Annotated in this window: 12 protein-coding genes, 6 tRNA genes and 1 pseudogene; 4 read left to right on the top strand and 15 right to left on the bottom strand. The window is 55.2% G+C overall.

Annotated elements, in window-relative coordinates:
• Positions 1-2: 2 nt before the first annotated feature.
• The 3 genes from QU660_RS04085 to QU660_RS04075 all read right to left on the bottom strand — a co-directional run bounded on the left by QU660_RS04085 (position 3) and on the right by QU660_RS04075 (position 4,565).
• The gene (locus tag QU660_RS04085; RefSeq protein ID WP_304947046.1) at positions 3-719 is read right to left on the bottom strand and encodes a CAP domain-containing protein; all 717 of its coding nucleotides are present in this window, start codon (positions 717-719) and stop codon (positions 3-5) included.
• 149 nt (positions 720-868) lie between these two features.
• Entirely contained in the window at positions 869-2,023 is a 1,155-nt protein-coding gene (locus tag QU660_RS04080) for an ABC transporter substrate-binding protein (protein ID WP_304947045.1), read from the bottom strand.
• A gap of 430 nt (positions 2,024-2,453) precedes the next feature.
• On the bottom strand, positions 2,454-4,565 hold the full coding sequence (locus QU660_RS04075; RefSeq protein WP_304947044.1) for an elongation factor G: 2,112 nt from the start codon (positions 4,563-4,565) through the stop codon (positions 2,454-2,456).
• A gap of 186 nt (positions 4,566-4,751) precedes the next feature.
• Between QU660_RS04075 and QU660_RS04070 the strand changes: the two genes are divergently transcribed.
• The 4 genes from QU660_RS04070 (at position 4,752) to ftsH (ending at position 9,755) form a co-directional block, all read left to right on the top strand.
• A complete protein-coding gene (locus tag QU660_RS04070) occupies positions 4,752-5,840 on the top strand; it encodes a prephenate dehydrogenase (protein WP_304947043.1) in 1,089 nt (362 codons plus the stop codon).
• Between the two features lie 43 nt (positions 5,841-5,883).
• Positions 5,884-7,173, top strand: coding sequence for a 3-phosphoshikimate 1-carboxyvinyltransferase (gene aroA, locus QU660_RS04065; protein ID WP_304947042.1), 1,290 nt, complete (start codon positions 5,884-5,886; stop codon positions 7,171-7,173).
• 76 nt (positions 7,174-7,249) lie between these two features.
• Positions 7,250-7,323 (top strand) — tRNA-Val (locus QU660_RS04060).
• A gap of 539 nt (positions 7,324-7,862) precedes the next feature.
• Entirely contained in the window at positions 7,863-9,755 is a 1,893-nt protein-coding gene (gene ftsH, locus QU660_RS04055) for an ATP-dependent zinc metalloprotease FtsH (protein WP_304947041.1), read from the top strand.
• Between the two features lie 221 nt (positions 9,756-9,976).
• Here ftsH and QU660_RS04050 read toward each other — a convergent pair whose 3' ends face one another.
• The 12 genes and pseudogenes from QU660_RS04050 to ispG form a co-directional block, all read right to left on the bottom strand.
• Positions 9,977-10,696, bottom strand: coding sequence for an HAD family hydrolase (locus QU660_RS04050; RefSeq protein WP_304947040.1), 720 nt, complete (start codon positions 10,694-10,696; stop codon positions 9,977-9,979).
• An 8-nt stretch (positions 10,697-10,704) separates the two neighbouring features.
• On the bottom strand, positions 10,705-11,826 hold the full coding sequence (locus QU660_RS04045; RefSeq protein WP_304947039.1) for a DegT/DnrJ/EryC1/StrS family aminotransferase: 1,122 nt from the start codon (positions 11,824-11,826) through the stop codon (positions 10,705-10,707).
• Between the two features lie 17 nt (positions 11,827-11,843).
• Positions 11,844-12,785 (bottom strand): transketolase family protein, encoded by a 942-nt coding sequence (locus tag QU660_RS04040; protein ID WP_304947038.1) that lies wholly within the window; start codon positions 12,783-12,785, stop codon positions 11,844-11,846.
• Positions 12,782-13,611: pseudogene (locus tag QU660_RS09840) on the bottom strand (transketolase). Before QU660_RS09840 ends, QU660_RS04040 begins: the two are co-directional and overlap by 4 nt.
• Before the next feature lie 154 nt (positions 13,612-13,765).
• Positions 13,766-13,838 (bottom strand) — tRNA-Thr (locus QU660_RS04030).
• A 4-nt stretch (positions 13,839-13,842) separates the two neighbouring features.
• Positions 13,843-13,914: transfer RNA gene (locus QU660_RS04025), tRNA-Glu, on the bottom strand.
• Between the two features lie 32 nt (positions 13,915-13,946).
• Positions 13,947-14,020: transfer RNA gene (locus QU660_RS04020), tRNA-Pro, on the bottom strand.
• Between the two features lie 40 nt (positions 14,021-14,060).
• A tRNA-Glu gene (locus tag QU660_RS04015) sits at positions 14,061-14,132 on the bottom strand.
• A gap of 33 nt (positions 14,133-14,165) precedes the next feature.
• Positions 14,166-14,239: transfer RNA gene (locus QU660_RS04010), tRNA-Pro, on the bottom strand.
• Positions 14,240-14,525: 286 nt separating this feature from the next.
• Positions 14,526-16,925: a leucine--tRNA ligase gene (leuS, locus tag QU660_RS04005; RefSeq protein ID WP_304947222.1), complete on the bottom strand. Its 2,400-nt coding sequence runs from the start codon at positions 16,923-16,925 to the stop codon at positions 14,526-14,528.
• A 71-nt stretch (positions 16,926-16,996) separates the two neighbouring features.
• On the bottom strand, positions 16,997-21,535 hold the full coding sequence (locus QU660_RS04000) for a PolC-type DNA polymerase III (RefSeq protein WP_304947037.1): 4,539 nt from the start codon (positions 21,533-21,535) through the stop codon (positions 16,997-16,999).
• The gene (ispG, locus tag QU660_RS03995; RefSeq protein WP_304947036.1) at positions 21,532-22,602 is read right to left on the bottom strand and encodes a flavodoxin-dependent (E)-4-hydroxy-3-methylbut-2-enyl-diphosphate synthase; all 1,071 of its coding nucleotides are present in this window, start codon (positions 22,600-22,602) and stop codon (positions 21,532-21,534) included. The genes QU660_RS04000 and ispG overlap by 4 nt, the downstream gene beginning before the upstream one ends.
• Between the last annotated feature and the right edge of the window lie 5 nt (positions 22,603-22,607).

Genomic DNA, 22,607 nt, shown 5'->3' with positions numbered 1-22,607 from the left:
AATTAATAACCGCCGAAGTTTTGCACCCAATACGGCGTGTCATTCAGGTAATACACACCGATCCCGATTTTTCTGTACTCGGGTTTTAAAATATTTTCGCGATGTCCTTCACTGTTCATCCAAGCCGTGACAACCGCATTCGCATTCGATTGTCCCATCGCAATATTCTCGCCCCAGTAGCCGTAGCCTGTCACACCGCGCTCTCTATAGAGACTGTCATAACTCTGTCCGTTCGGTCGATTGTGTGAGAAGAGCTGCACGATTTCCTGCGCGCGCCGATCCGCAATGCTCTCCAGCACAGGCTCTGAGGTGAGCGGAACCAGTCCCCGCTTGGTTCTCTCTTCATTGACAAGCCGCAACACAGCTTGCCGCTCCGCTTCTATCTGAAATGCCGGACTTGTGTCGGCGGGATTTGTGACCGCAACTCTGCGCGTATAGACTCTGCCGTTAACATCGACCCAAGCACCGTTTCCGTTCACGCGGCAGTGATCCGGGGTCAGGGTATTTTGCAGTAGATAGCCTGCGCCGTCAAAATAATAGCACTCGGCAATGCCGTCCCGGTCGCCGTCGATCCACATCCACCCGTTCACCGGATATCGGCCGCCGTCCAAGCTGTACCACCATCTGCCGTTACTCATCTTCCATTCGGCTGCCGCTGCTGTCCAAGGCATCGCAAGCGCAAGGGAGAGTGCCGCAAGCACACCTACAATCTTCTTCATGTCGATCCCCTTTAGTTTTTCTTAATTCTCGCTTAAGATTGTAGTTTTTTTCAGACAAAAAAGCAAGTTAATTCCCTAACCTTGTCTAAACTTCACAAAGCGACAACTGTCTGCTATCAAATCCCCTGCCATCGGTGATGACGCGCTCCTCAGTGCTCGTGTTGTTTCGCGCGATAGAGCGCCTCGTACTCTTCCGTGCTCAAACGCTTCGCATAGCAAGTTTGATAGTACTGCTTGACCTCCTGTTCCAGATCGTAATTCGCAGCCTCCGGATAGAGCGTCTTCGCAAGCCAGAGAGCACCGATCGGGTACTGTGCCGGAGTAAACAGCCAAGCCCGCGGTCTGGTCGGCGTCTTGTAGACCTGTGTGTTTTTAACGGCCGCAAGCTCCTGCCAACTGCTGTCACTGTTGATTTGCTGAAGGAAACTCTCGGTATCGGTGATAATCACCGCGGGATTGAGTTCCTTCACCTCATCTGCCTCCAGTATCATGAGACCGCTTCGCTGCTGCGCCTCGGTGCCGGAAATCTCCGCGAGGTTATCGGCGAGCAAATTCACAATTTCACTCGCCTTTGCGCTCTTCGGGAGCACTTGGTTCCCCGCCGCACCGCGGAAACAGAGCAACTTGGTCTTGTCCTTGCCAGCCGCCGCAACCGTCGCAACCTTCCGATAGACACTGTCCATATAGCTTCCGAGTTCCTCGCCTCGCTCCCGCTTGCCAAGGAGATCTCCGAGCATACGAAAGGCATTGCCCTGGCCGGCAAAACTCGAATCGATTTCAACCACCGGAACGCCGAACTCCGTCTGAAGCCGTTCCGCCATCGCGCCGGTTCCGGTTTCCTTCTCGTTTCCGTCCGACATATAGATAATGACTTCCGGTGCAAAGGAAAGCAGCGTGTCTTTCTGTTCGCTCGCCTTGACATTGCCGATCGCCGTGAGGCCACGATACGCCGCGTCGATATACTCCTCCTGTTTCGCATTGTGCCAGACCGACACGAGCTTCTCCGGCGCAATCATATAGAGGTAGGACTGGGCATCGGTCGAGAGCACCGCAACGCGCGAGATGTCCGCTTTGACCGCGACCTCTCTCCCCGAAGCATCCTTAAAGTGGCGGAAGCCGTCACTCTGACTCTCCTCCGACTGGTAACTGTAAGCAGGACGCTCAGGCACAGTCTCCTCGGCCGCCGCTTCGCTGCTCTCGGTGTTCTCCTTATGATCCGCCTTCTGTCCGCAACCGGCAAAGAGCAGCGCAGTCGCAAGCGCCGCCGCCGACAAAATCTGAATACCGGGGTTTCTTTTTCGCATCGTGATTTCCTCCGTTCGGTCACCTCGATGACCTCTCCGTGTTTGCTTCCATCGGTAACTGCCTCTATTTTCTCATGAAGCGACGCGGAACTCCAGTCAGAAAGCGTTTACGTTTTTATGACTTCGATGAATTTTCTCATAAGCATCCCTTATCGTCTCAATCGCAAGATCTTCCTCATCCGGCTCGTTATCATGACCGAGAATATAGGGTTTCAAACGCTGAAACGCTCAAAAGAACTCTGCGACTCTAATGGCGTCGCCGGGCTGCGGACCGATGCTTCTCTTCGGATGATGATGAAATGCAAGTCTCTCCGCAAGAAGGACAGCTTACATACTTCATGGCGTGATTCTCCGGACATACTGTAAGGCGGATGCTCTGAGCAGCAAAAAATCCCCGGCACTTTTACATGCCGGGGATACGCCTTCCTTCTTATTCTTCTTCGCCCTTCAAAAGCGAAGCTCTTGCCTCGACCTCGCGCTTCTGCACATCGCCCGGGCACTGTTCGTAGCGGCTGAACTCGTAGGAGAACTCGCCGAGACCGCCGCTCAGGGAGCGAAGGTCTGCGCCGTAACCGTAGAGTTCGGACGCCGGAATGTCCGCGTGAATCAGCTGTCTGCCGTGGTGATCGGACTCCATACCCAGCACTCTGCCTCTTCTGCGATTCAAATCTCCCATCACATCGCCGGTGTTTGCATCCGGCACGCGCACCGTGAGCGCAACAATGGGCTCAAGGAGCACGGGCGTTGCCTCGAGGAAGCCCTTCTTAAATGCCATGCTGGCCGCCATCTTGAACGCAAGCTCGGAGGAATCCACCGGGTGGTAGGAACCGTCGAGCAACACCGCCTTCAGACCGACAACGGGGTATGCCGCGAGCGGGCCCTTCTTGCAGCACTCTGCAATCCCCTTCTCGACCGCCGGGAAGTAGTTCTTCGGGACCGCGCCGCCGAATACCTTTTCTTCAAAGACATAAGCCTTTTCCAGATCGCCGGAGGGCTCAAAGCTCATCTTGACATCGCCGAACTGGCCGTGACCGCCCGACTGCTTCTTGTAGCGCCCCGCCGATTCGACTTTCTTGCGTATGGTTTCACGGAACGCAAACTTCGGTTTCTCAAGGACTATCTCCGCCTTATAACGACTTGCGAGCTTGCTCACGACAATGTCAAGCTGCTGATCGCCGATGCCGTAGAGCAGGGACTGGCGGTTCTCGGCGTCGACCTCGGCGCGGAGCGTGCGGTCCTCTTCCATGAGCTTCGCGAGTCCGGACGCAATGCGGTCCTCATCGCCTTTGTTCTTAGCCACATAAGCCTTATAGGTGTAGGGCTTCGAAATCTGCGGTGCGTTGTAGAGTATCGGTGCCTGCTTCCGCGCAAGCGTATCGCCGGTCTCGGTCTCGTTCAGCTTTGCCATTGCACCGATATCGCCCGGGCGAAGTTCGGAGACCTCGATTGCCTCCTTGCCGCGGAGCACATAAATCTTGCCGCTCTTCTCCTCGACTTCCTTACCCGTGTTGAAGAGCTCGCTGTCCGCGCGGAGCACGCCGGTCAAGACCTTTACCAAGCTGTACTTGCCGATGAACGGATCCGCGATGGTCTTAAAGACCTTCATCGAGAGGTTCACGTCCGGCTTATAGTTGGCAACAAAGTGCTCACCTGTCGTCAAATCCACGCCGCTGTCCCGTGCCGCTCTCTCTGGCGAGGGGAAGTAGCGGACAATGGCATTCATCAGCGCGTTTGCGCCCTGCGCATTCACGCCGGAACCCATCATGACCGGCGCCATATCACCGGTCGCAACCTGCTCGCGAAGTGCGCTGTAAATCTCCTCCTCGGTAAAGCTCTCGCCCGAGAAATAGCGCTCCATGAACTCTTCGCTGGACTCCGCAACTGCCTCGAGCAAAGCTTCGCGCGCAATCTTTAAGTTGTGTTCGGAGTAATCCGGGATATCCGAATCCGTATACTCCGCGCTGTTCGTCGCAAAGCGGCGTCCCTTCATCTTGACGACGTTGACAAAGCCGACAAACTTCTCGTTCTCACGAATGGGAAGATGCAGCGGTGCAACGCGCTTACCGAAGCGGGACTCCAGTCTCAACAGGAGTTCGCGATAGCTCGCCTTGTCATCGTCCATATTGGTCACAAAGAAAATGCGCGGCAGGCGGAGCTTCTCGCAGAGTTCCCATGCCTTAATCGTTCCGGGCTCCACGCCCGCCTTGCAGTTAATGACAATCACAGCCGCATCCGCTGCTGCGACTGCCTCTTCCACCTCGCCGACGAAATCGAAATACCCCGGGGTATCAAGGAAATTGATTTTAACCGGCTCTGCGTCCTGATCCGTATATTCGACCGGAATGAGCGCTGTGCTGATGGAGAAGCCGCGGCGCTGCTCTTCCTTATCGTAGTCGCTGAGCGTTGAACCCTGCGGAACACTGCCCATCTTTTTCACCGCACCGCCGACAAAGGCACAAGCCTCTGCAAGCGTCGTTTTTCCGGCACCTCCGTGTCCCATGAGCACGACGTTTCGAATCTGTGAAGTCTCGTAAACTTTCATTGTAAACAGCTCCTCCTATTCGTTGATATCCCGATAACAGCTGTTCGAGCCGAGCTTTTATCTCCAATTATTCTACTAATTTTAGCCTAAAATTGCAAGGCATTTACAGCATAGCGCACAAATTACGCTTTGTTGACAGCAAAAGTTAGAGCCTATAAAATATAAGGTATTCTCAGGAGGATGCTTATGACTTACGGTTTCATCGGTCTCGGACTCATCGGTGGTTCCATTGCAAAGGCACTGAAAGCAGAGGAGCCCGACTGTCAAATTTATGCATATATGCCTTCGCGGGAGATGTTGGAGGAGGCACGTGCCGACGGCACGGTGGACCGCATCCTCTCAGGCGCGGAGCCCTGTCTTGCCGACTGCGATGCGGTTTTCCTCTGCGCTCCGGTTGAGACAAACGGGAGCTACCTCGCGTCACTCCGCGATGTTTTGACGCCGGACACCCTGATCACCGATGTGGGCAGCAGCAAACAGAGCATAGAGCAAGAGGTGCTTCGCCTCGGACTCGGTGCGCAGTTTGTGGGCGGTCACCCGATGGCAGGTTCCGAGAAGAGCGGTTATACCTACGCGGATGCTCTGCTTCTCGAAAACATCTTCTATCTGCTCTGCCCGACCGTAGACACGAAGCCCGAAATGCTGTCGCGCATGGACGCCCTGGTCCGCACCATGCTTGCAAACCCTTATGTGATCGATGCGGCGACCCACGACCGCGCGGTTGCGACCATTTCTCATCTCCCCCATCTCATTGCGGCTGCGCTTGTGAACCTCGTGAAGGACACGGACAACGAGGCGCATACCATGCGCTCCCTCGCCGCGGGCGGCTTCAAAGATATCACGCGGATTGCAAGCTCCTCACCCATCATGTGGCAGCAGATTTTCTCCTCGAATCGGGAGGCCGTGCTCACGGTATTGAATCTCTATATCAACTCCCTCACGGAGATACGCAGCTCTTTGGAAGCGGACAATATGCAAGACATCCATGAACTCTTCTTAAAATCCGGCAAATTTCGTGACCAGTTCAGCGATGCCGCCGGGCTCCTCAGTGCACAGTACTCCTTCTCGGTGCATGTCTCGGATAAGCCCGGTGCCATTTCCGTCATTGCCGCAATTCTTGCGGCAGGCAGCGTGAACGTAAAGAACATCGGCATCAACCACAACCGTGAGAGCGGAGACGGCGCTCTGCGCATTGAATTCTACGATGCCGAGAGTTGTCAGAAAGCCGCGACTCTTTTGTGCGGCTACGGCTTTGAACTTGAAATGAACCGCTGAGACAGTTTGTTATTTGTTCGTAAGGAATAAGAAAGGACGATTCATGAATACCCCTGCTTTCAAGCCGCTCCGCGGCACGCTCACCGTTTCCGGCGATAAATCCATTTCTCACCGCGCCGTAATGCTCGGCTCTCTTGCGACCGGCACCACAGAGATTGAGGGCTTTTTGCCCGGAGAAGACTGCCTCTCCACCATACGCTGCTTCCGCAGTATGGGCGTTCAGATTGAGCAGAACGGCAACTCGGTAAAAGTTTTCGGTCGTGGCCTAAGAGAATTAACAGCACCCGCCGGGATACTTGACTGCGGCAACAGCGGCACCACGACGCGGCTCTTAAGCGGCGTTCTGGCCGCGCAACACTTTAACTCCGTGCTGAGCGGAGACGCTTCGATTCAGCGCCGCCCGATGAAGCGCATCATGATACCGCTTCGCGCGATGGGGGCAGATATCACCAGTGTCTCCGGAAACGACTGTGCCCCCCTCTCTGTTCACGGCAAGCAGCTCTACGGCATCCATTTTAATTCTCCGATTGCCTCTGCCCAGGTAAAATCCGCTGTCCTGCTTGCAGGTCTCTATGCCTCGGGGCAGACCACGGTCACCGAACCCGCACTTTCCCGCGACCATACCGAACGCATGCTTCGCAGCTTCGGTGCAAAGGTCTTAACCGGCAACTTCGAGGACCGTCCCTCCGTCACGGTCACCGAGACCCAAAATCTCTACGGCACTGAGATTTCCGTGCCGGGCGATATCAGTTCCGCTGCCTTTTTCCTGGTCGGCGCGAGTATTGTGCCGGGCAGTGAAGTGGTGCTCCGAAATGTAGGCATCAACCCGACAAGAGACGGTGTGATTTCCGCACTCCGCGCAATGGGCGCCAAGATTGAAGTTCTGGAAGTTAGGAACGAAGACAGTGAACCGGCGGCGGATCTTTTGGTGCGCTACGCGCCGCTTCACGGCACCGAAATCGGCGGCGCGCTGATTCCGCGCTTAATCGATGAACTCCCCGTACTTGCGGCGGCAGCCGCTGTCGCCGAGGGGCGCACCGTGATACGCGATGCGGCGGAATTGAAAGTAAAGGAATCCAACCGCATCCGCACCATGGCGGAGGGGCTCTCCCGCCTCGGTTCTACGGTGGAGGAAACCGAGGACGGCCTCATCATCGACGGCGGCGCCGCGCTTCACGGCGAGGCGGTCGAGAGCTATTCGGATCACCGAATCGCAATGAGCTTTGCGATTCTCTCCCTCGTGACCGACGGGGAAGTGCGTATTTCCGATCCCGACTGTGTGAATATTTCCGCGCCGACTTTCTACGAAGACCTTAAGAGCCTGCTTTCATAAGTTCTTCCGATTGTGTCTACTCCCAAAAAACACTTGCAATTTTCATCCGATATGCTATTATGTACTAGTGCTTTGCGGGATCGTAGCTCAGCTGGGATGAGCGTTCGCCTCACACGCGAAAGGTCAGGAGTTCGAGCCTCCTCGGTCCCACGATGAAAACTCTGCCGATGATCGGCAGAGTTTTTTTGTGCCGCAAACTCTTTGGTTTTACGCGCGGTTCTGATTCTGCGCTTTCCTCTTTCATATTGTCTTCGCTGCTCTCTTCTCTTGTTTCTTATCTTTCTCCATTTTCATCCTTATCTCCGTCTCTTTGCTCACTTTCTCTCTCACTTACTTATCCCTTGACTCCTTGTTCTTACTGTAAAAGGTGTTATTTTCTTGTGATTTCTCCGGTATTCTTACCTGATATCCTCTCCGCGCGACTGCTCCCTCTATGAGGGGTATGCCCATTTTCCCTTGTAGTACATTCGACTTTCTTAGACCTATTTTTCCTCTGCGCTCTATCCGATATCTTGCTACATCCGCCTCTCCCACTCGTGCATTGTGTCTGCTCCCGCTCTCTTCTTCGTCTGCTGCTGCAAGGCAAGCGTCTATTTCTAATCTTTTGGTAAACTTTTCACACGCTCCCTTGCTTATCTTACTAGCTTGTGCTACAAACTATATAACATATCACAGCAAAGGAGAACGTTATGCAGGAGCACAAGGAACCCAAGCAGCCAAAACCGCTGATTCCCAATCTGTACTTTGTGATTCTTCTGATTACCCTGTTCTTGAACGCGGTCATCGTCCCGCAGTTGCAGAACGCGAGAGTCAAAGAAGTTTCCTACAATGTCTTCATGGACCTGACCTCCCAACAGAAAATCGACAAGGTCCAGGTGGACTCGAATCAAATCATCTTCACCGAAAAGGGACAGAACGCCATCTATAAGACCGGCGTCATGACGGATCCCGACCTGACCCAGCGTCTTTACAACGCGGGCGCAGACTTCCGCACCGACATTGTCCATGTGCAGACGCCCATGGAGAAGTTGCTCTACAACTGGGTCATCCCGATTATCATCATGATGATTTTCTGGCAAATTCTGAGCCGTCAGTTCAGCTCCCTCGCCTCCAAGATGGGCGGCGGCATGGGAGGCGGTCTCGGCGGCAGCCCCTTCGGCAACTTCGGTAAGAGCAACGTAAAGGAGTATGTGCAGTCCACGGACGGCATTCACTTCCACGATGTGGCGGGCGAGGACGAGGCAAAAGAAAGTCTGCAGGAAATTGTGCAGTACTTAAAGGACCCGAGCCAGTACACCGCAATCGGCGCGCAGATGCCGAAGGGCATCCTGCTTGTGGGACCGCCCGGAACCGGTAAGACCCTGCTCGCAAAGGCGGTCGCCGGTGAGTCCAATGTCCCCTTCTTCTCGATTTCCGGTTCGGAATTTGTCGAGATGTTTGTAGGCATGGGCGCCTCCAAGGTGCGCGATCTCTTCCAGCAGGCCAAGGCGAAATCCCCCTGCATTGTCTTTATCGACGAGATCGATGCCATCGGCGGAAAGCGTTCCGCGGGCTCCTTCGGCGGAAACGACGAGCGCGAGCAGACCCTGAACCAGCTGCTCACCGAGATGGACGGCTTCGAGGGAAACTCGGGTGTCATCATCCTTGCCGCGACCAACCGCCCCGAATCTCTGGACCCGGCACTGCTTCGCCCCGGCCGCTTTGACCGCCGCATTCCTGTGGAACTCCCGGATTTAAAGGGCAGAGAAGAAATACTCAAGGTGCACGCAAAGAAGGTGCGCCTTGCGGACAATGTAAACTTCCACACGATTGCGCGCATGGCCTCCGGTGCCTCCGGTGCAGAGCTCGCGAACATCATCAACGAGGCCGCGCTCCGCGCGGTCCGAAGCGGCCGCAAGGTTGCAAACCAACAGGACCTTGAAGAGAGCGTCGAGACCGTCATTGCGGGCTATCAGAAGAAAAATGCGGTACTGACCGACAAGGAGAAGGCAACCGTCGCCTATCATGAGATTGGCCATGCTTTGGTCGCCGCGCTGCAAAACCACTCCGCGCCGGTGCAGAAAATTACGATTATCCCCCGCACTTCCGGCGCCCTCGGCTACACCCTCCAGGTCGAGGAACACGATAAATACCTCTACACGAAAGAGGATTTACTCAATAAAATATGCACCTATACCGCGGGACGCGCCGCCGAGGAGGTGGAATTCGGCGTCATCACGACCGGCGCTTCGAACGACATTGAGCAGGCAACCAAGATTGCGAGATCCTTGATTACCCAGTACGGCATGGACGAGCAGTTTGGCATGGTACAGCTCTCCCAGCGGAACAGCCGCTATCTCGGCGACGAGAGCACTTCAACCTGCTCGGAAAAAACACTTGAGGAAATTGATAAGCGCGTTGTGGCCCTGGTTCAGGAACAGCACGATAAGGCTGTTGCCCTGCTCCGCGAAAACAAGGACAAGTTAAACGAACTTGCGCAGTTCCTCTACGAGAAGGAGACCATCACCGGTGAGCAGTTCATGGATATTCTGAACCGCCCCTCGGCTTACGCTTCGCTTGGACAGCCGCAGCCGGCGCTTTGACCAAAGCGAAACATGCAATGCAGCGTATGAACAAGCAGCCCCCCGAAATCACCGTTCAAGTTTTGTAACAACGTTATATCTCGGCTCCTGATTACAGAGTACGCCGCGAACTACCTTCGGACTTCTTAATCAGTTTTGCTGAAACTTAAGCCTCGCTGTAACGCAAAAGCCCCCTTTATCGATACATATCGATAAAGGGGGCTTTGTTTCGAACACACACCTCAACCGAATCGCTCCAGCACTTCCGAAATCTCACGGAATGACTGTATGCGCTCCTCTTCTTCCGGATGACGTCCCGCAGGATCAAAGAGCAGGGCGTGCATCTTTGCGTTGCGCGCTCCTTCGACATCGTGCTTCGGGGAGTCGCCGATAAAGAGAATCTCATTAATCTCAATGCGCTCTCTCCTACCCTGCCGTTCCAGCACCTCGTTCGCCTTCTTCAGGCAATACTTAAAGAAATGACGTATCGGCTTATCCACGCCGCAGACTTCGCTGGTCACAATAAAATCGATGTAGGAACCGAGCCCCAGCTTCTCAATCTTCTTGTACTGCACATAGGCCGTCATATTGGTGCCGACTCCGATTAAGAAGCCGCGCATCTGCAAATCTCGCAGAACTTCCGCTGCGCCTTCGGTCGGCTCTGCCGCCGCAATGAGCGCTTCCCAATAGCGCTCCGCAAGCGCAGTCGCATGCGGAAACAGGGGAAGCCCGTGCTTCTCAAGCCAGAGCTCTGCGCGCAACACACGGTTATGGGAGGCCGCAAGCGGTCCTATCTTCTCCGCCTGCTCCTTGACGAGAGCGCTCACTTCGCTGATGGTCTCATCGGGCGAAATATGAAACTGCTGTTCCGCGTATGCCGCCCATGCCTTCATCCCTTCGACATGCGCTCTCTTGAAATCAAAGAGTGTGTCGTCCAGGTCAAAAATAATTGCTTTAATCATGCTTCCTCTCATGCTTCGCGCCGCAGGATGCGGCAAATTTGCTCCACGTCCGCGAGCTCCAAATCCGCATAGAGCGGAAGCGTCAGCACGCGTTTCGAAATATCTTCCGCAATCGGCGTGTGGCCCGGATCGATGCGCCCGTTGAGAAACGGGAACGCATTGGTGCAGGGATAAAAGTACTTTCGCGGATAGTAACCCTTCGCTTGTAGGCGAAGCGCCGCCTCATCCCGTGTCTCGCCGTAGGTATCCGTGAACACAACGGGAAAGTAGGCGTAATTTGCCGTGACACCCGCTTGCTGCTTGGGGAGTTTGAGTCCCTCGACCTCCGAGAGCAGTTCTACGTAGTGCGTATAGACACGCTGCCGCTTTGCCAGTTCCTCCGGCAAATGGCGCAGGTTTAAGAGCCCCATGGCTGCTTCAAACTCATTCATCTTACCGTTGCCGCCGACACAGTAAGTTTCATTTTCCTCGATGCCGAAGTTCTTCAGACGAAAGAGCTTCGTACTGAGTTCCTTGTCCCGGCAGCAAACCGCTCCGCCTTCAATCGTGTGAAAAACCTTGGTCGCATGGAAGGAGAACATAGACATATCTCCGAATGCAGCCGCACTCACGCCGTTCTTTCGGACACCGAAGGCATGCGCCGCATCGTAAATCAACGGAAGCTTATGCCGTGCCGCGATTTCCGCGAGTGCCTCGGTGTCGCAGAGATTGCCGTAGACGTGCACGGGAAGTATGGCTGCCGTGCGCTCGGTAATCAGGGACTCCAGTTTCGCCGGATCCAGGGTATAGGTCTCGGGATCGATGTCACAGAATACAGGTGTAAGACCCGAGCGGATGATGGCCCAAGTGGTTGAGGCAAAGGTAAACGGGGTCGTAATGACTTCACCGCTGAGTTCCAAAGCCTGCAGTGCAAACTCGAGCGCCAGGTGCCCGTTTTGAAAGAGCGTGAGCTCCCGGACTCCGAAAAACTCGCGAAGCTCCTCTGTCAACGCCTCATGTTTTGCACCCATATTGGTAAGCCAGTGACTCTCGAAAATATCACGTATCTCTTCGACATACTCCTCGATCGGCGGCAGCGAAGAACGTGTCACCAGTATTTTCTTTCCCATTTTATCCCCCTGACTCTGCAAGCGGTCTCTCTTCCGTCTCAGCCGAGAAATGCCTTGACAGCGTTGTACACGCCTTCGCCGTCCAGACCGTAGTGGTGAATCAGCGCCTCCGCGGGACCGGATTCCGTATAGCGGTCATAGATGCCGACACGCTTTAACTTTGCCGGGCACTGCTCTGCGAGCACTTCCGCGACCGCGGAGCCGAGACCGCCGATGATCGAGTGCTCCTCAACCGTGACAATCTTCCCGATTTCCTTCGCCGCGCGAAGCACTGCCTCCTCATCGAGCGGCTTAATGGTGTGCATATCGATGACACGTGCCTCTATCCCCTCGGCCGCGAGCTTCTCTGCCGCTTCCATCGCGGAAGCGAGCGGGAGACCGGCAGCGATAATTGCGACATCCTTGCCCTCGCGCATCGTAATCGCCTTGCCGATTTCAAACTTGTAGGTCTCCGGATTGTTGAACACCGGCGTCGCAAGGCGGCTAAAGCGCATGTAGACAGGTCCCTTGTGCGCATATGCCGCACGCACCATAGCCTCCGCCTCGACATCGTCGGACGGAACCATGACCACCATGCCGGGAATGGTGCGCATCAGCGCAAAGTCTTCGTTGCACTGGTGGGTTGCGCCGTCTTCACCGACCGAAATGCCGCCGTGGGTAGCCGCAATCTTCACATTGAGCTGCGGGTAGCCGACGGAGTTTCGAATCTGCTCATAGGCTCTGCCGGCCGCAAACATCGCGAACGAACTTGCAAACGCCACTCGGCCGGTCGCAGCGATGCCGGCTGCGACACCGACCATGTTCTGCTCCGCAATGCCGCAGTTGATGTGACGCTCCGGAAATGCCTTGCGGAATACCGCGGTCTTCGTGGAACCTGCGAGGTCCGCATCCAAAACGAGGAAGTCCTCGTGCTCTTTACCAAGCTCCGCGAGGGTTCTGCCGTAGCTCTCGCGAGTCGCAATCTTCTTTCCCTGACTCATAACATCTCCTCCGCCTTGTCCAGTTCCGCCAGTGCCTTTTCGAGCTCCTCATCGTTCGGGCCCTTGCCGTGCCAGCCGACCTGATTCTCCATAAAGGAAATGCCCTTGCCCTTCACCGTCTTCATGACAATGGCCGTCGGACAGCCCTTCGTGTTTCTCGCCTCCGCAAACGCAGCGCGAAGCTGATCGAAGTCATTGCCGTCCTCCACATTGATTACGTGGAAATTGAAGGCCGCAAACTTCTTGTCAATCGGATAGGGGGAATTCACCTCGTCGATCGGACCGTCTATCTGCAGATTGTTGTTGTCCACAATCACTACAAGGTTATCCAGCTTACGGAAGCCCGCGAGCATAGCGGCCTCCCAGACCTCTCCCTCTTCAATCTCTCCGTCACCGAGCAGCGCGTAGGTGCGGTAGGAATCGCCGTAAATCTTTGCCGCGAGCGCCATACCGACCGCAGCGGAAATGCCCTGGCCCAGGGAACCGCTCGACATATCGACGCCCGGAATGTGCTTCTATCCGGATGTCCCTGTAAATAGGAGCCGATGTGGCGAAGGGTCAAAAGATCCTCCTCCGGGAAAAAGCCGCGTGCCGCAAGTGCCGCGTAGAGACCGGGCGCACAGTGTCCCTTGGAGAGCACAAAGCGGTCTCTCTTCGAATCGTCCGGATTCTTCGGATCAACCTGTAGTTCCTCAAAATAGAGCAGCGTAAAAAGCTCCGTTGCCGAGAGCGAACCGCCCGGGTGTCCGGACGCAGCCGCGTGCGTGGAGCGGAGTATGCCTCTCCGCAGCTTTATCGCATTTCGTTTCAGCTCCTGATTATCCATTTATCTCCTCCTATCCCCAAAGTCCAAAACAGACTTTGGATTCAGTATAGCAAAAGCTTCCATATTAGAGAAGAACCTATCTTGCGAAAAAGCTTGCGGGAATGGTGCTGAATATGACATCAAAAAAGCTCAGGCACATGCCTGAGCTTAATCGAGCTTTCGGCCGGACTTGAACCGGCGACCCACGCATTACGAATGCGTTGCGCTACCAACTGCGCTACGAAAGCAAACTGACCGATCCGGGAATCGAACCCGGGTTTGAGCCGTGAGAGGGCTCCGTCTTGACCGCTTGACCAATCGGCCTTACTGTGTTACATCTGCTCATAAAGAGCAAGTCGAGGCGACAAGATTCGAACTTGCGGCCTCAGCGTCCCGAACGCTGCGCTCTACCAAACTGAGCCACGCCTCGAATAAAACTGTGTTTCGATACCGAGGACTTACCTCGGAAATGACCGATCCGGGAATCGAACCCGGGTTTGAGCCGTGAGAGGGCTCCGTCTTGACCGCTTGACCAATCGGCCTTACTGTGTTGCATCTGCTCTAAAAAGAGCGAGTCGAGGCGACAAGATTCGAACTTGCGGCCTCAGCGTCCCGAACGCTGCGCTCTACCAAACTGAGCCACGCCTCGAACTGTTTCCTCAATGCTTTGACAGTATACTGGACAGCCCCGCTCTTGTCAACAAAAATTTGAAAAGAAAAAAGGAAATTACGCCGAAGAATTCACAAGCCGAGAAGACGCGGATATCCGCTTTCTTTCCACTTACTTTCCACGTATTGTTCGAAAATGCCGCAAAAGAAGCCGCTGTCCTTAGAAGCGCCCTATATACGGGTTACGCAGGACACCAAGACGTAAAAAAGCCCCGGGCTTGCCTTTCATGGCAAGTACGGGGCCTCTCTTCGATTCATAACAAAACTCACTTCGCAACAAGGTTCACAATCTTGTTCGGCACATAAATTTCCTTGACCAGGTTCTTGCCGTCGAGCGCGGCCTGCACCTTCTCATCCGCCTTTGCGAGGGCAAGGGCTTCCTCTTTCTCACAGTTCGTCGGAATGGTCACAGTCGCTCGGAGCTTACCGTTCACCTGCACGCCGATTTCGATGCTCTCATCGACGGTCTTTGCCTCGTCGTATTCCGGCCAGGAAGCCAGCTGCAAAGAACCCTCGCCGCCCTGTGCCTGATAAATCTCCTCCGCAATGTGCGGCGCGAAGGGATTCAGAAGCTTCACGAAGCTGAGCAACTGCTCTTTTCCGATCTTCTTCTCTCTGCCGACTTCGTTCATGAAGGTCATGAGCGCGGCAATCGCGGTGTTGAACTTCTGCTCCTCAATATCCGAGGAGACCTTCTTGATGGTCTTGTGTAGCGGCGCCTCGAGTGCTTTTACCGTCTCAGGCACCACAATATCCTGCAGGGCGAATACGCGCTCCAGGAAGCGACGGCAACCCTTCACCGAACTGTCGTTCCACGGTGCCGCGGACGCATAATCACCCATGAAGAGCACGTAGACACGCAGGGTATCCGCACCGTACTGCGAAACGATATCAAGCGGATCCACGACATTGCCCTTCGACTTACTCATCTTTTCGCCGTCCGGCCCGAGGATAAGTCCCTGCGCCGAGCGCTTCTTATACGGCTCCGGCGTATTGACTTCACCGAGATCGTAGAGGAAGTGATGCCAGAAACGGGAGTAAATCAAATGGCGGGTTACGTGCTCCATACCGCCGTTATACCAGTCCACCGGCATCCAGTAGTTGATCTTTTCTCTGTCCGCGAACTTCTCGCTGTTGTGCGGGTCGCAGTAACGAAGGAAGTACCAAGAGGAACCCGCCCACTGCGGCATGGTATCGGTCTCGCGCTTTGCCGCGCCGCCGCACTTCGGACAAGTGCAGTTTACGAAGGAATCTACTTTCGCGAGCGGCGACTGTCCGTCCTCGCCGGGCTTAAAGTTATCCATATCGGGCAGGCGAAGCGGAAGCTCCTCGTAGGGAACCGCGACCACGCCGCAGTTCGGGCAGTGAATCAGCGGAATCGGCTCACCCCAATAGCGCTGGCGGTTAAACGCCCAGTCTTTCATCTTAAACTGAACACCCGCATGTCCTATGCCCTTCTCCCGGAGGAACTCCAGCATGCGCGCAATCGAATCCTTCTTGTTGGTAAATCCGTTCAGGAACTCGGAATTAATCATAACGCCGTCGCCGCTGTACGCCTCTTTCTCGAGATCCCCGCCCTCAATGACCGGGATAATCTCAATATCAAAGCGCTTTGCGAACTCGTAGTCACGCTGGTCGTGCGCCGGAACCGCCATAATGGCACCGGTGCCGTAGCCCATCATGACATAATCGGAGATGAAAATCGGGATTTCCTTGCCGCTCACCGGGTTTAGCGCGCTGAGGCCCTCGATGCGAACGCCCGTCTTGTCCTTGACAAGCTGGGTGCGCTCAAACTCGGTTTTGTGAGAAGCTTCCTCGCGGTAGGCGAGCACAGCGTCCATGTTTCCGATGCGGTCCGCAAGCTTGTCGATGAGCGGGTGCTCCGGCGCAATGACCATGAAAGTCACACCGAAGAGTGTGTCGCAGCGCGTTGTATAGACCTCAAGCTCTTCGTTCACATCCTTCAGCGGAAATTTCACGAAAGCACCGGTCGACTTTCCGATCCAGTTGAGCTGCTGCTGCTTAATGTTCTCGGGGTAATCCACCTCGTCGAGTCCCAGAAGCAACTTGTCCGCGTACTCGGTAATCTTTAAGTACCAGACATCCTTTGAAAGCTGCACGACATCCGAGTGACAGATATCGCACTTGCCGCCCTGGCTGTCCTCGTTCGAGAGCACGACCTTACAAGAGGGGCAGTAATTGACCAGGGTCTTATTGCGGAACACGAGTCCCTTCTCAAAGAGCTTCAGGAAGATCCACTGCGTCCACTTGTAGTAATCGTCGCGGGAGGTGTCGATGACACGCGTCCAGTCAAAAGAGAAGCCGACGCGCTTTAACTGCTCCGAGAACTTCTCGATGTTCTTGTCCGTGATGTAACGCGGGTGCGTGTTGGTCTTAATCGCATAGTTCTCGGTCGGAAGACCGAAGGCGTCAAATCCGATCGGGAAGAGCACGTTGTAGCCCTGCATTCTCCGCTTTCTCGAAATCACCTCAATGCTCGAGTACGCCTTGATGTGACCCACGTGCATACCTGCACCGCTCGGATAGGGGAACTCCACGAGTCCGTAGAACTTCGGCTTTTCCGAAAAGTCCTTCGCGTGGAAGATGCCCTCTTCTTCCCATTTAGCCTGCCACTTCGGCTCTATCTTTTGAAACGAATAGTCCATCGTCTTACCTCCGTCTTCCATGTCTTTAAACCATAATTTTAAGATTTCCGGTTCTGTTTGTCAAACGCCGCTCAGCTGAAATCAAAGAGCGAGAGCTGGTTCGATTCCGGCAGTTTTCCGAGTATGCCGAGCCGGTCGAGCAGATCGCAGGTGGTTTGTCCGACGCCGCTCCGGGAACGGAAGTCGTCTTTCGAAATGAACGCACCCTCGGCCGCCGCCCGCACAATTTGCTCCGCCGCACTCTCCCCGAGTCCGTCGATCGAGGTGAGCGCCGGCATAATTTTCGCGTCGACAATGGTAAATTGTGTCGCGCTGACGCGGTATAGATCGATCGGCAGGAACGAAAAGCCGCGCGCATACATCTCCTGCGCGATTCTCCCATCCTTAATCATATCCTCTTCCTTCGGGGTCAACGGGTTCGTTCGGTTTCCCTTGTAATTCCGTTTGCCGAGCTCCGCAAGCAGGAACTCAAGCCGCTCCTTGCCCTGACACATGCTCTCGTAACTGAAACCGGTCGCGCGTATCGTAAAGTAGGCTGCATAGTAAGCAAGCGGGTAAAAGATTTTGCAGTAGCCGATGCGCCAGGCCATCATGACATAGGCAGCCGCATGTGCCTTCGGGAACATGTACTTGATTTTTTTGCAGGACCAGATATACCAGTCCGGCACCTCGTGCTCCCGCATGTGTTCTTCCCACTCCGGCGTGAGTCCCTTGCCTTTGCGGACCGACTCCATGATTTTAAAGCTCTCCTGCGGATCCATGCCCCACTGAATCAGCGAGAGCATGATGTCGTCTCGCGTACAAATAGCGGTCTGAATGGTCGCCGTGCCCTCGGAAATGAGCACCTGCGCATTGCCCTGCCAGACATCGGTGCCGTGTGCAAGCCCCGCAATGCGAACCAGGTCGGAAAAGCCCTTCGGCTTGGCCTCAATGACCATGTTCATCGCGAAATCGGTGCCGAACTCGGGAATGCCGAGCGCGCCGAGCTGACAGCCGAGAATATCCTCCGACTTGACACCGAGTGCCTCGGTGCTCTGGAAAAGACTCATCACCTCGGGGGAATCGAGCGGTATGTCTTTGACCGGATCGATCTGCGTCAAATCCTGTAGTTTGCGTATCATGGTCGGGTCCTGGTGACCCAGGATATCCAGTTTCAAAAGATTGTGGTCGATCGCGTGATACTCGAAGTGTGTCGTGACGATCGGCGTGTTCATATCGTTCGCCGGGTGTTGCAGGGGCGTAAAGGAGTAAATCGACTCGCCCTTCGGCAAGACGACAATGCCGCCCGGATGCTGTCCCGTGGTGCGCCGCACACCGACACAGCCTTGCACAAGGCGGTTAATCTCGCACTTTCGCTTTCTGGTCCCGTGCTCCTCAAAGTAGTTTTTCACATAGCCGAAGGCCGTCTTTTCCGCCAAGGTGCCTACTGTGCCTGCGCGGAACGTCTGCCCTTTTCCGAAGATGACCTCCGTATAGGCGTGCGCCGAGCTCTGGTTCTCACCCGAAAAGTTCAGGTCGATATCCGGCTCTTTGTCTCCCTTAAAGCCGAGGAAGGTCTCAAAGGGAATATCAAAGCCGTCTTTTCTCATTTTTGCGCCGCAGTGCGGGCAGACTTGATCCGGCATGTCGCAGCCCGCGGTGCCCGCAAACTGCTTCGGAATTTCCGAGTCGAAGTCCGAGTAGCGGCAATTCGGGCATACATAATGCGGCGGCAGGGGATTCACCTCGGTAATGCCGGCCGTATAGGCGACAAAGGAGGAACCGACCGAGCCGCGGGAGCCCACGAGATAGCCCTCTTCGTTCGAGTGCTTCACGAGTTCGTGGGCGATGATGTACATGACGGCAAACCCGTTCTTAATGATGGAATTCAACTCTTTGTCAAGTCTCTCCTGCACAAGAGCCGGCAGCGGATCCCCGTACTGCGCATGCGCCATGCCGTAGCAGAGCTCCGTCAGTTTTTCATCCGAATGCTCAATGACGGGCGGGCACTTGTCGGGCCGCACCGGGGAGATGCGCTCCACCATGCGTGCGATTTTCTGCGTATTTTTGATGACGACTTCCTCGCACTTTTCCGCGCCGAGATAGGCAAACTCGCGCAGCATTTCCTCCGTCGTTCGAAAATAGAGCGGCGGCTGCCGATCGGCATCGTCATATTTGTTGCCGAAAAAAATCATGCGACGGTATATCTCATCTTCGGGGTTTAAAAAGTGAACGTCGCAGGTCGCAACGACCGGCTTTTGCAGTGCCTCGCCGATGGACACAATGCGTCGGTTTAAGTTCCTCAAATCCTCTTCGGTATCGGGCGTGTAGCGGTCGCTGTCCAACATGAAAAGATTGTTCGCAATCGGCTGTATCTCCAGATAATCGTAGAAGGAAGCAATGCGGTTAATCTCCTCATCCGAAGCGTCGCGGAGCAAGGCCTGATAGAGTTCGCCCGCCTCGCAGGCGGAGCCGATGATCAAGCCCTCGCGATAACGTTGCAGTTCACTCTTCGGTATTCTGGGGCGCTTATGGTAGTACTTGAGATGGGAGTCCGAGACCAGGCGGTACAGGTTCACGCGCCCAAGCTCATTCTTCGCGAGTATAATCACGTGATAGCTGTTCATCTTGCGAATCAGCGCCTCGGAACTGTCCCCGAGTGCCGCCACCTCAGAAAGCGTATGCGCCCCCCGCGCCTTAAGCATCTCTATAAACTTGAGAAAGATACCCGCCGTGCACTCGGCATCGTCTACCGCGCGGTGGTGGTTCTGCAGGGAAACACCGAGCGCCTTTGCAACCGTATCCAGCTTATAACGGTTTAATTTCGGCAGCAGCACGTGGGCAAGACTCACTGTGTCCAGTATGGTCGGCGCATACTCCATGCCCTGTGCGTGCGCGTTTTCGCGGATAAAACTCGTATCGAACGCGGCATTGTGCGCGACCACGGCGGAATCGCCGCAAAACGCAAGAAAGCCCGGCAGCACCCGTTCAATCGGCGGGGCGTTTCGCACCATCGCGTCATTGATTCCGGTCAACTGCTCGATGCGGTAGGGAATCGGCAGTTCCGGATTCACAAATTGCGAAAAACGGTCCACAATTTTTCCGTTCTCCACCTTCACCGCACCGATTTCTATGATGCGGCTCTTTCGCGGCGAGAAACCGGTGGTCTCAATATCAAAGACCACGAAGCTGTCATCGAGCGTTCGCTCGCCCGGCGCAACCACGAGTTCTTTTAAGTCATCGACCAAATAGCCCTCTACGCCGTAGATTATCTTCGGGTTCTTCTGTAAATCTCCGGAAACGGCATGCCAAGCCTCCGGAAAGGCCTGCAGATTGCCGTGATCGGTAATCGCAACCGCCTCCATGCCCCAGTTTTTGACCTGTTTGATGATGTCCTTTGCGCTGTTTACCGCGTCCAAATCGCTCATCTTTGTGTGGCAGTGGAGCTCCACCCGCTTTTCCCGCGCGTGATCTTCTCGCTTGCTCTCCTCAAAAGACTCGGACTTCTTCATGCCGTTCACCGAGCCCAAAATCAATTCGCCGTCGCGATTGTCTATGGTGGTTGCACCGCGCAGCTTTAAAAAGCTCCCCACCTTAATTTCGCTCTTCAGGCGGTCCAGCTCTTCGCCCTCCCCGCGCACAAAGAGCTTCGCCGTAATGGAGTCCGTAAAGTCGGTCACAGAGAAAATGAAGAGTGTACTCCCGCTCTTCTCGATATAGCGCACATCGAGTTCAAATACTTTGCCGCGTATCGTAACCTCACCCACGACCTCCGTAATCTCGGAAATCGGAATAAAGTTGTCCTCAAAATCTCTGCCGTAGAGTACATCGGGATTGTCGGAGCGGCGCAGCTTGCGCGTGAACTCCCGTTTCTCCCCGCGATAGTTCCCCTTTTGGTCGCCATGTTTCGTCTGCTTTATTGTCTTGTCAGGCTTCTGCTTTTCTGCTTTTGCCTTCTCTTCGCTCAGCGTTTGCTTCTCGCTCACCGCGGTAAAAGCCGTTTCTGCGTTCTCTCCCTGCATGTCGGGGCCTTCCTCACCCGAGAGGAAAAAGCCCTCCTCCTCACGCTCTTCCCGGTTTCGGATTGCAAGCGTCTCGGCCGGCACTTCCGCAAGTTCTTTTCTCTTATAAGGAACATAGTCAGCCCGAAATTCCATGGGGATACCGCAGCGCCCGAGAAAAACCTCTTCTTCCAAGTAGCGCTTTAAGTCCGGCACCACGCGGCGATTTAAGGGCATATCTTCCACTTCGCAACAAAGGACTTCGGGGCTCGGAAAGCGCACGGTGCCGCGCTCCAAGATGCGGGCTGCAATCAGAGAGCGGCTCTTCAATTCCGCGAGCAGACTCTCACGGTAGGCACCGAACAGCTGCTCGGGCGTAAAATCGCCGCCGAGCTGAAAGCGCTCTCGGATTTCAACCAGCACCTTTCGCTTCCCGAAGAGCTGTTCTTTGAGTTCCTCCGCGAGCGCCTGGAAGGCAGCGCGCTCCGCAAAGCTGCGAGACACCACATAGACCGTGAGACGTGACATGTCGTCCGAAACACAAACCCGCTCCACAAGCAAGCAGGCGACAAGCGCCTGTTCTGCCGCTGTCGCCTGAAAATGCGGAAATACTTCACAAAAATTCTTCATTGCCGTTCTGCCCTGACACGCTGTAATTCCGCTTCCAAGGCCGGGAGCAGTTCGCTTTCGGGCATGGTCCGTATCACCTCGCCCTTCCGAATCAAAACTCCCGCGCCCTTGCCGCCGGCTACGCCGAAATCCGCCTCCCGTGCCTCGCCGGGACCGTTCACCACGCAACCCATAACCGCGACACGAACATCCAAGTCGCTGTAGCGCTCCACAAGGCCTTCCACCTGATTCGCAAGGCCGATCAAATCAATTTCCGTGCGGCCGCAGGTCGGACAGGACACGACTTCCACCCCGCCCTTCCGAAGGCCGAGGCTCTTTAAGATTTCGCGCGCCGCCTTGATTTCCTCGAGCGGATCTCCGGTCAGAGAGACACGTATCGTATCCCCTATGCCTTCGTAGAGTATTACGCCGAGTCCCACCGCGGACTTCACGGTTCCGCGGAGCAGAGTCCCCGCCTCGGTAATGCCGATGTGCAGGGGATAATCCGTTTTGTCCGCGAGCAGCTCATGTGCCCTGATGCACATCAAAACGTCCGAAGACTTGATGCTGATAACCAAGTTCTCATAATCGAGTTCTTCGATACGCCCCACCTTTTCGAGTGCGGATTCCACGATGCCCTCGGCCGTGACTCCGCCGTATTTTTTGAGGATTTCCTTTTCGAGCGAACCGGAGTTCACACCGACTCGGATCGGGATATTGCGCTCTTTCGCGGCGTTCACAACTTCGCGCAGCTTCCAATCCTCGCCGATGTTGCCCGGGTTAATGCGTATCTTATCGGCCCCGTTTTCCATGGCCGCAAGAGCCAGACGATAATCAAAGTGAATGTCCGCGACCAGCGGCAGCTTAATCTGCCGACGAATGTCCTTGAGCGCCGAAGCGGCCTCCTCGTTCGGCACCGCGACGCGTATAATCTCGCAGCCTGCCGCGGCGAGCGCGCGAATCTGCGCGACTGTGGCCTCGACATTCTCTGTCTTGGTATTACACATGGACTGGATGCGAATCGGGTTGTCACCGCCGATTGCGACATCTCCGATGCGCACCGTCCTTGTCTTATGACGTTCTCTCATCTCTT

The organism is Stomatobaculum sp. F0698, from assembly GCF_030644385.1.
Taxonomy (GTDB): domain Bacteria; phylum Bacillota; class Clostridia; order Lachnospirales; family Lachnospiraceae; genus Moryella.
Note: the sequence above shows the minus strand (reverse complement) of the source record. Positions and strands in the feature narration are given on the sequence as shown.

What these genes read in the sequence shown, in the direction of transcription:
- QU660_RS04085 (WP_304947046.1), bottom strand. Translation starts at nt 719, where the DNA reads ATGAAGAAGATTGTAGGTGTGCTTGCGGCACTCTCCCTTGCGCTTGCG.
- QU660_RS04075 (WP_304947044.1), bottom strand. Translation starts at nt 4,565, where the DNA reads ATGAAAGTTTACGAGACTTCACAGATTCGAAACGTCGTGCTCATGGGA.
- QU660_RS04080 (WP_304947045.1), bottom strand. Translation starts at nt 2,023, where the DNA reads ATGCGAAAAAGAAACCCCGGTATTCAGATTTTGTCGGCGGCGGCGCTT.
- leuS (WP_304947222.1), bottom strand. Translation starts at nt 16,925, where the DNA reads ATGGACTATTCGTTTCAAAAGATAGAGCCGAAGTGGCAGGCTAAATGG.
- ftsH (WP_304947041.1), top strand. Translation starts at nt 7,863, where the DNA reads ATGCAGGAGCACAAGGAACCCAAGCAGCCAAAACCGCTGATTCCCAAT.
- aroA (WP_304947042.1), top strand. Translation starts at nt 5,884, where the DNA reads ATGAATACCCCTGCTTTCAAGCCGCTCCGCGGCACGCTCACCGTTTCC.
- QU660_RS04040 (WP_304947038.1), bottom strand. Translation starts at nt 12,785, where the DNA reads ATGAGTCAGGGAAAGAAGATTGCGACTCGCGAGAGCTACGGCAGAACC.
- QU660_RS04070 (WP_304947043.1), top strand. Translation starts at nt 4,752, where the DNA reads ATGACTTACGGTTTCATCGGTCTCGGACTCATCGGTGGTTCCATTGCA.
- QU660_RS04000 (WP_304947037.1), bottom strand. Translation starts at nt 21,535, where the DNA reads ATGAAGAATTTTTGTGAAGTATTTCCGCATTTTCAGGCGACAGCGGCA.
- ispG (WP_304947036.1), bottom strand. Translation starts at nt 22,602, where the DNA reads ATGAGAGAACGTCATAAGACAAGGACGGTGCGCATCGGAGATGTCGCA.
- QU660_RS04050 (WP_304947040.1), bottom strand. Translation starts at nt 10,696, where the DNA reads ATGATTAAAGCAATTATTTTTGACCTGGACGACACACTCTTTGATTTC.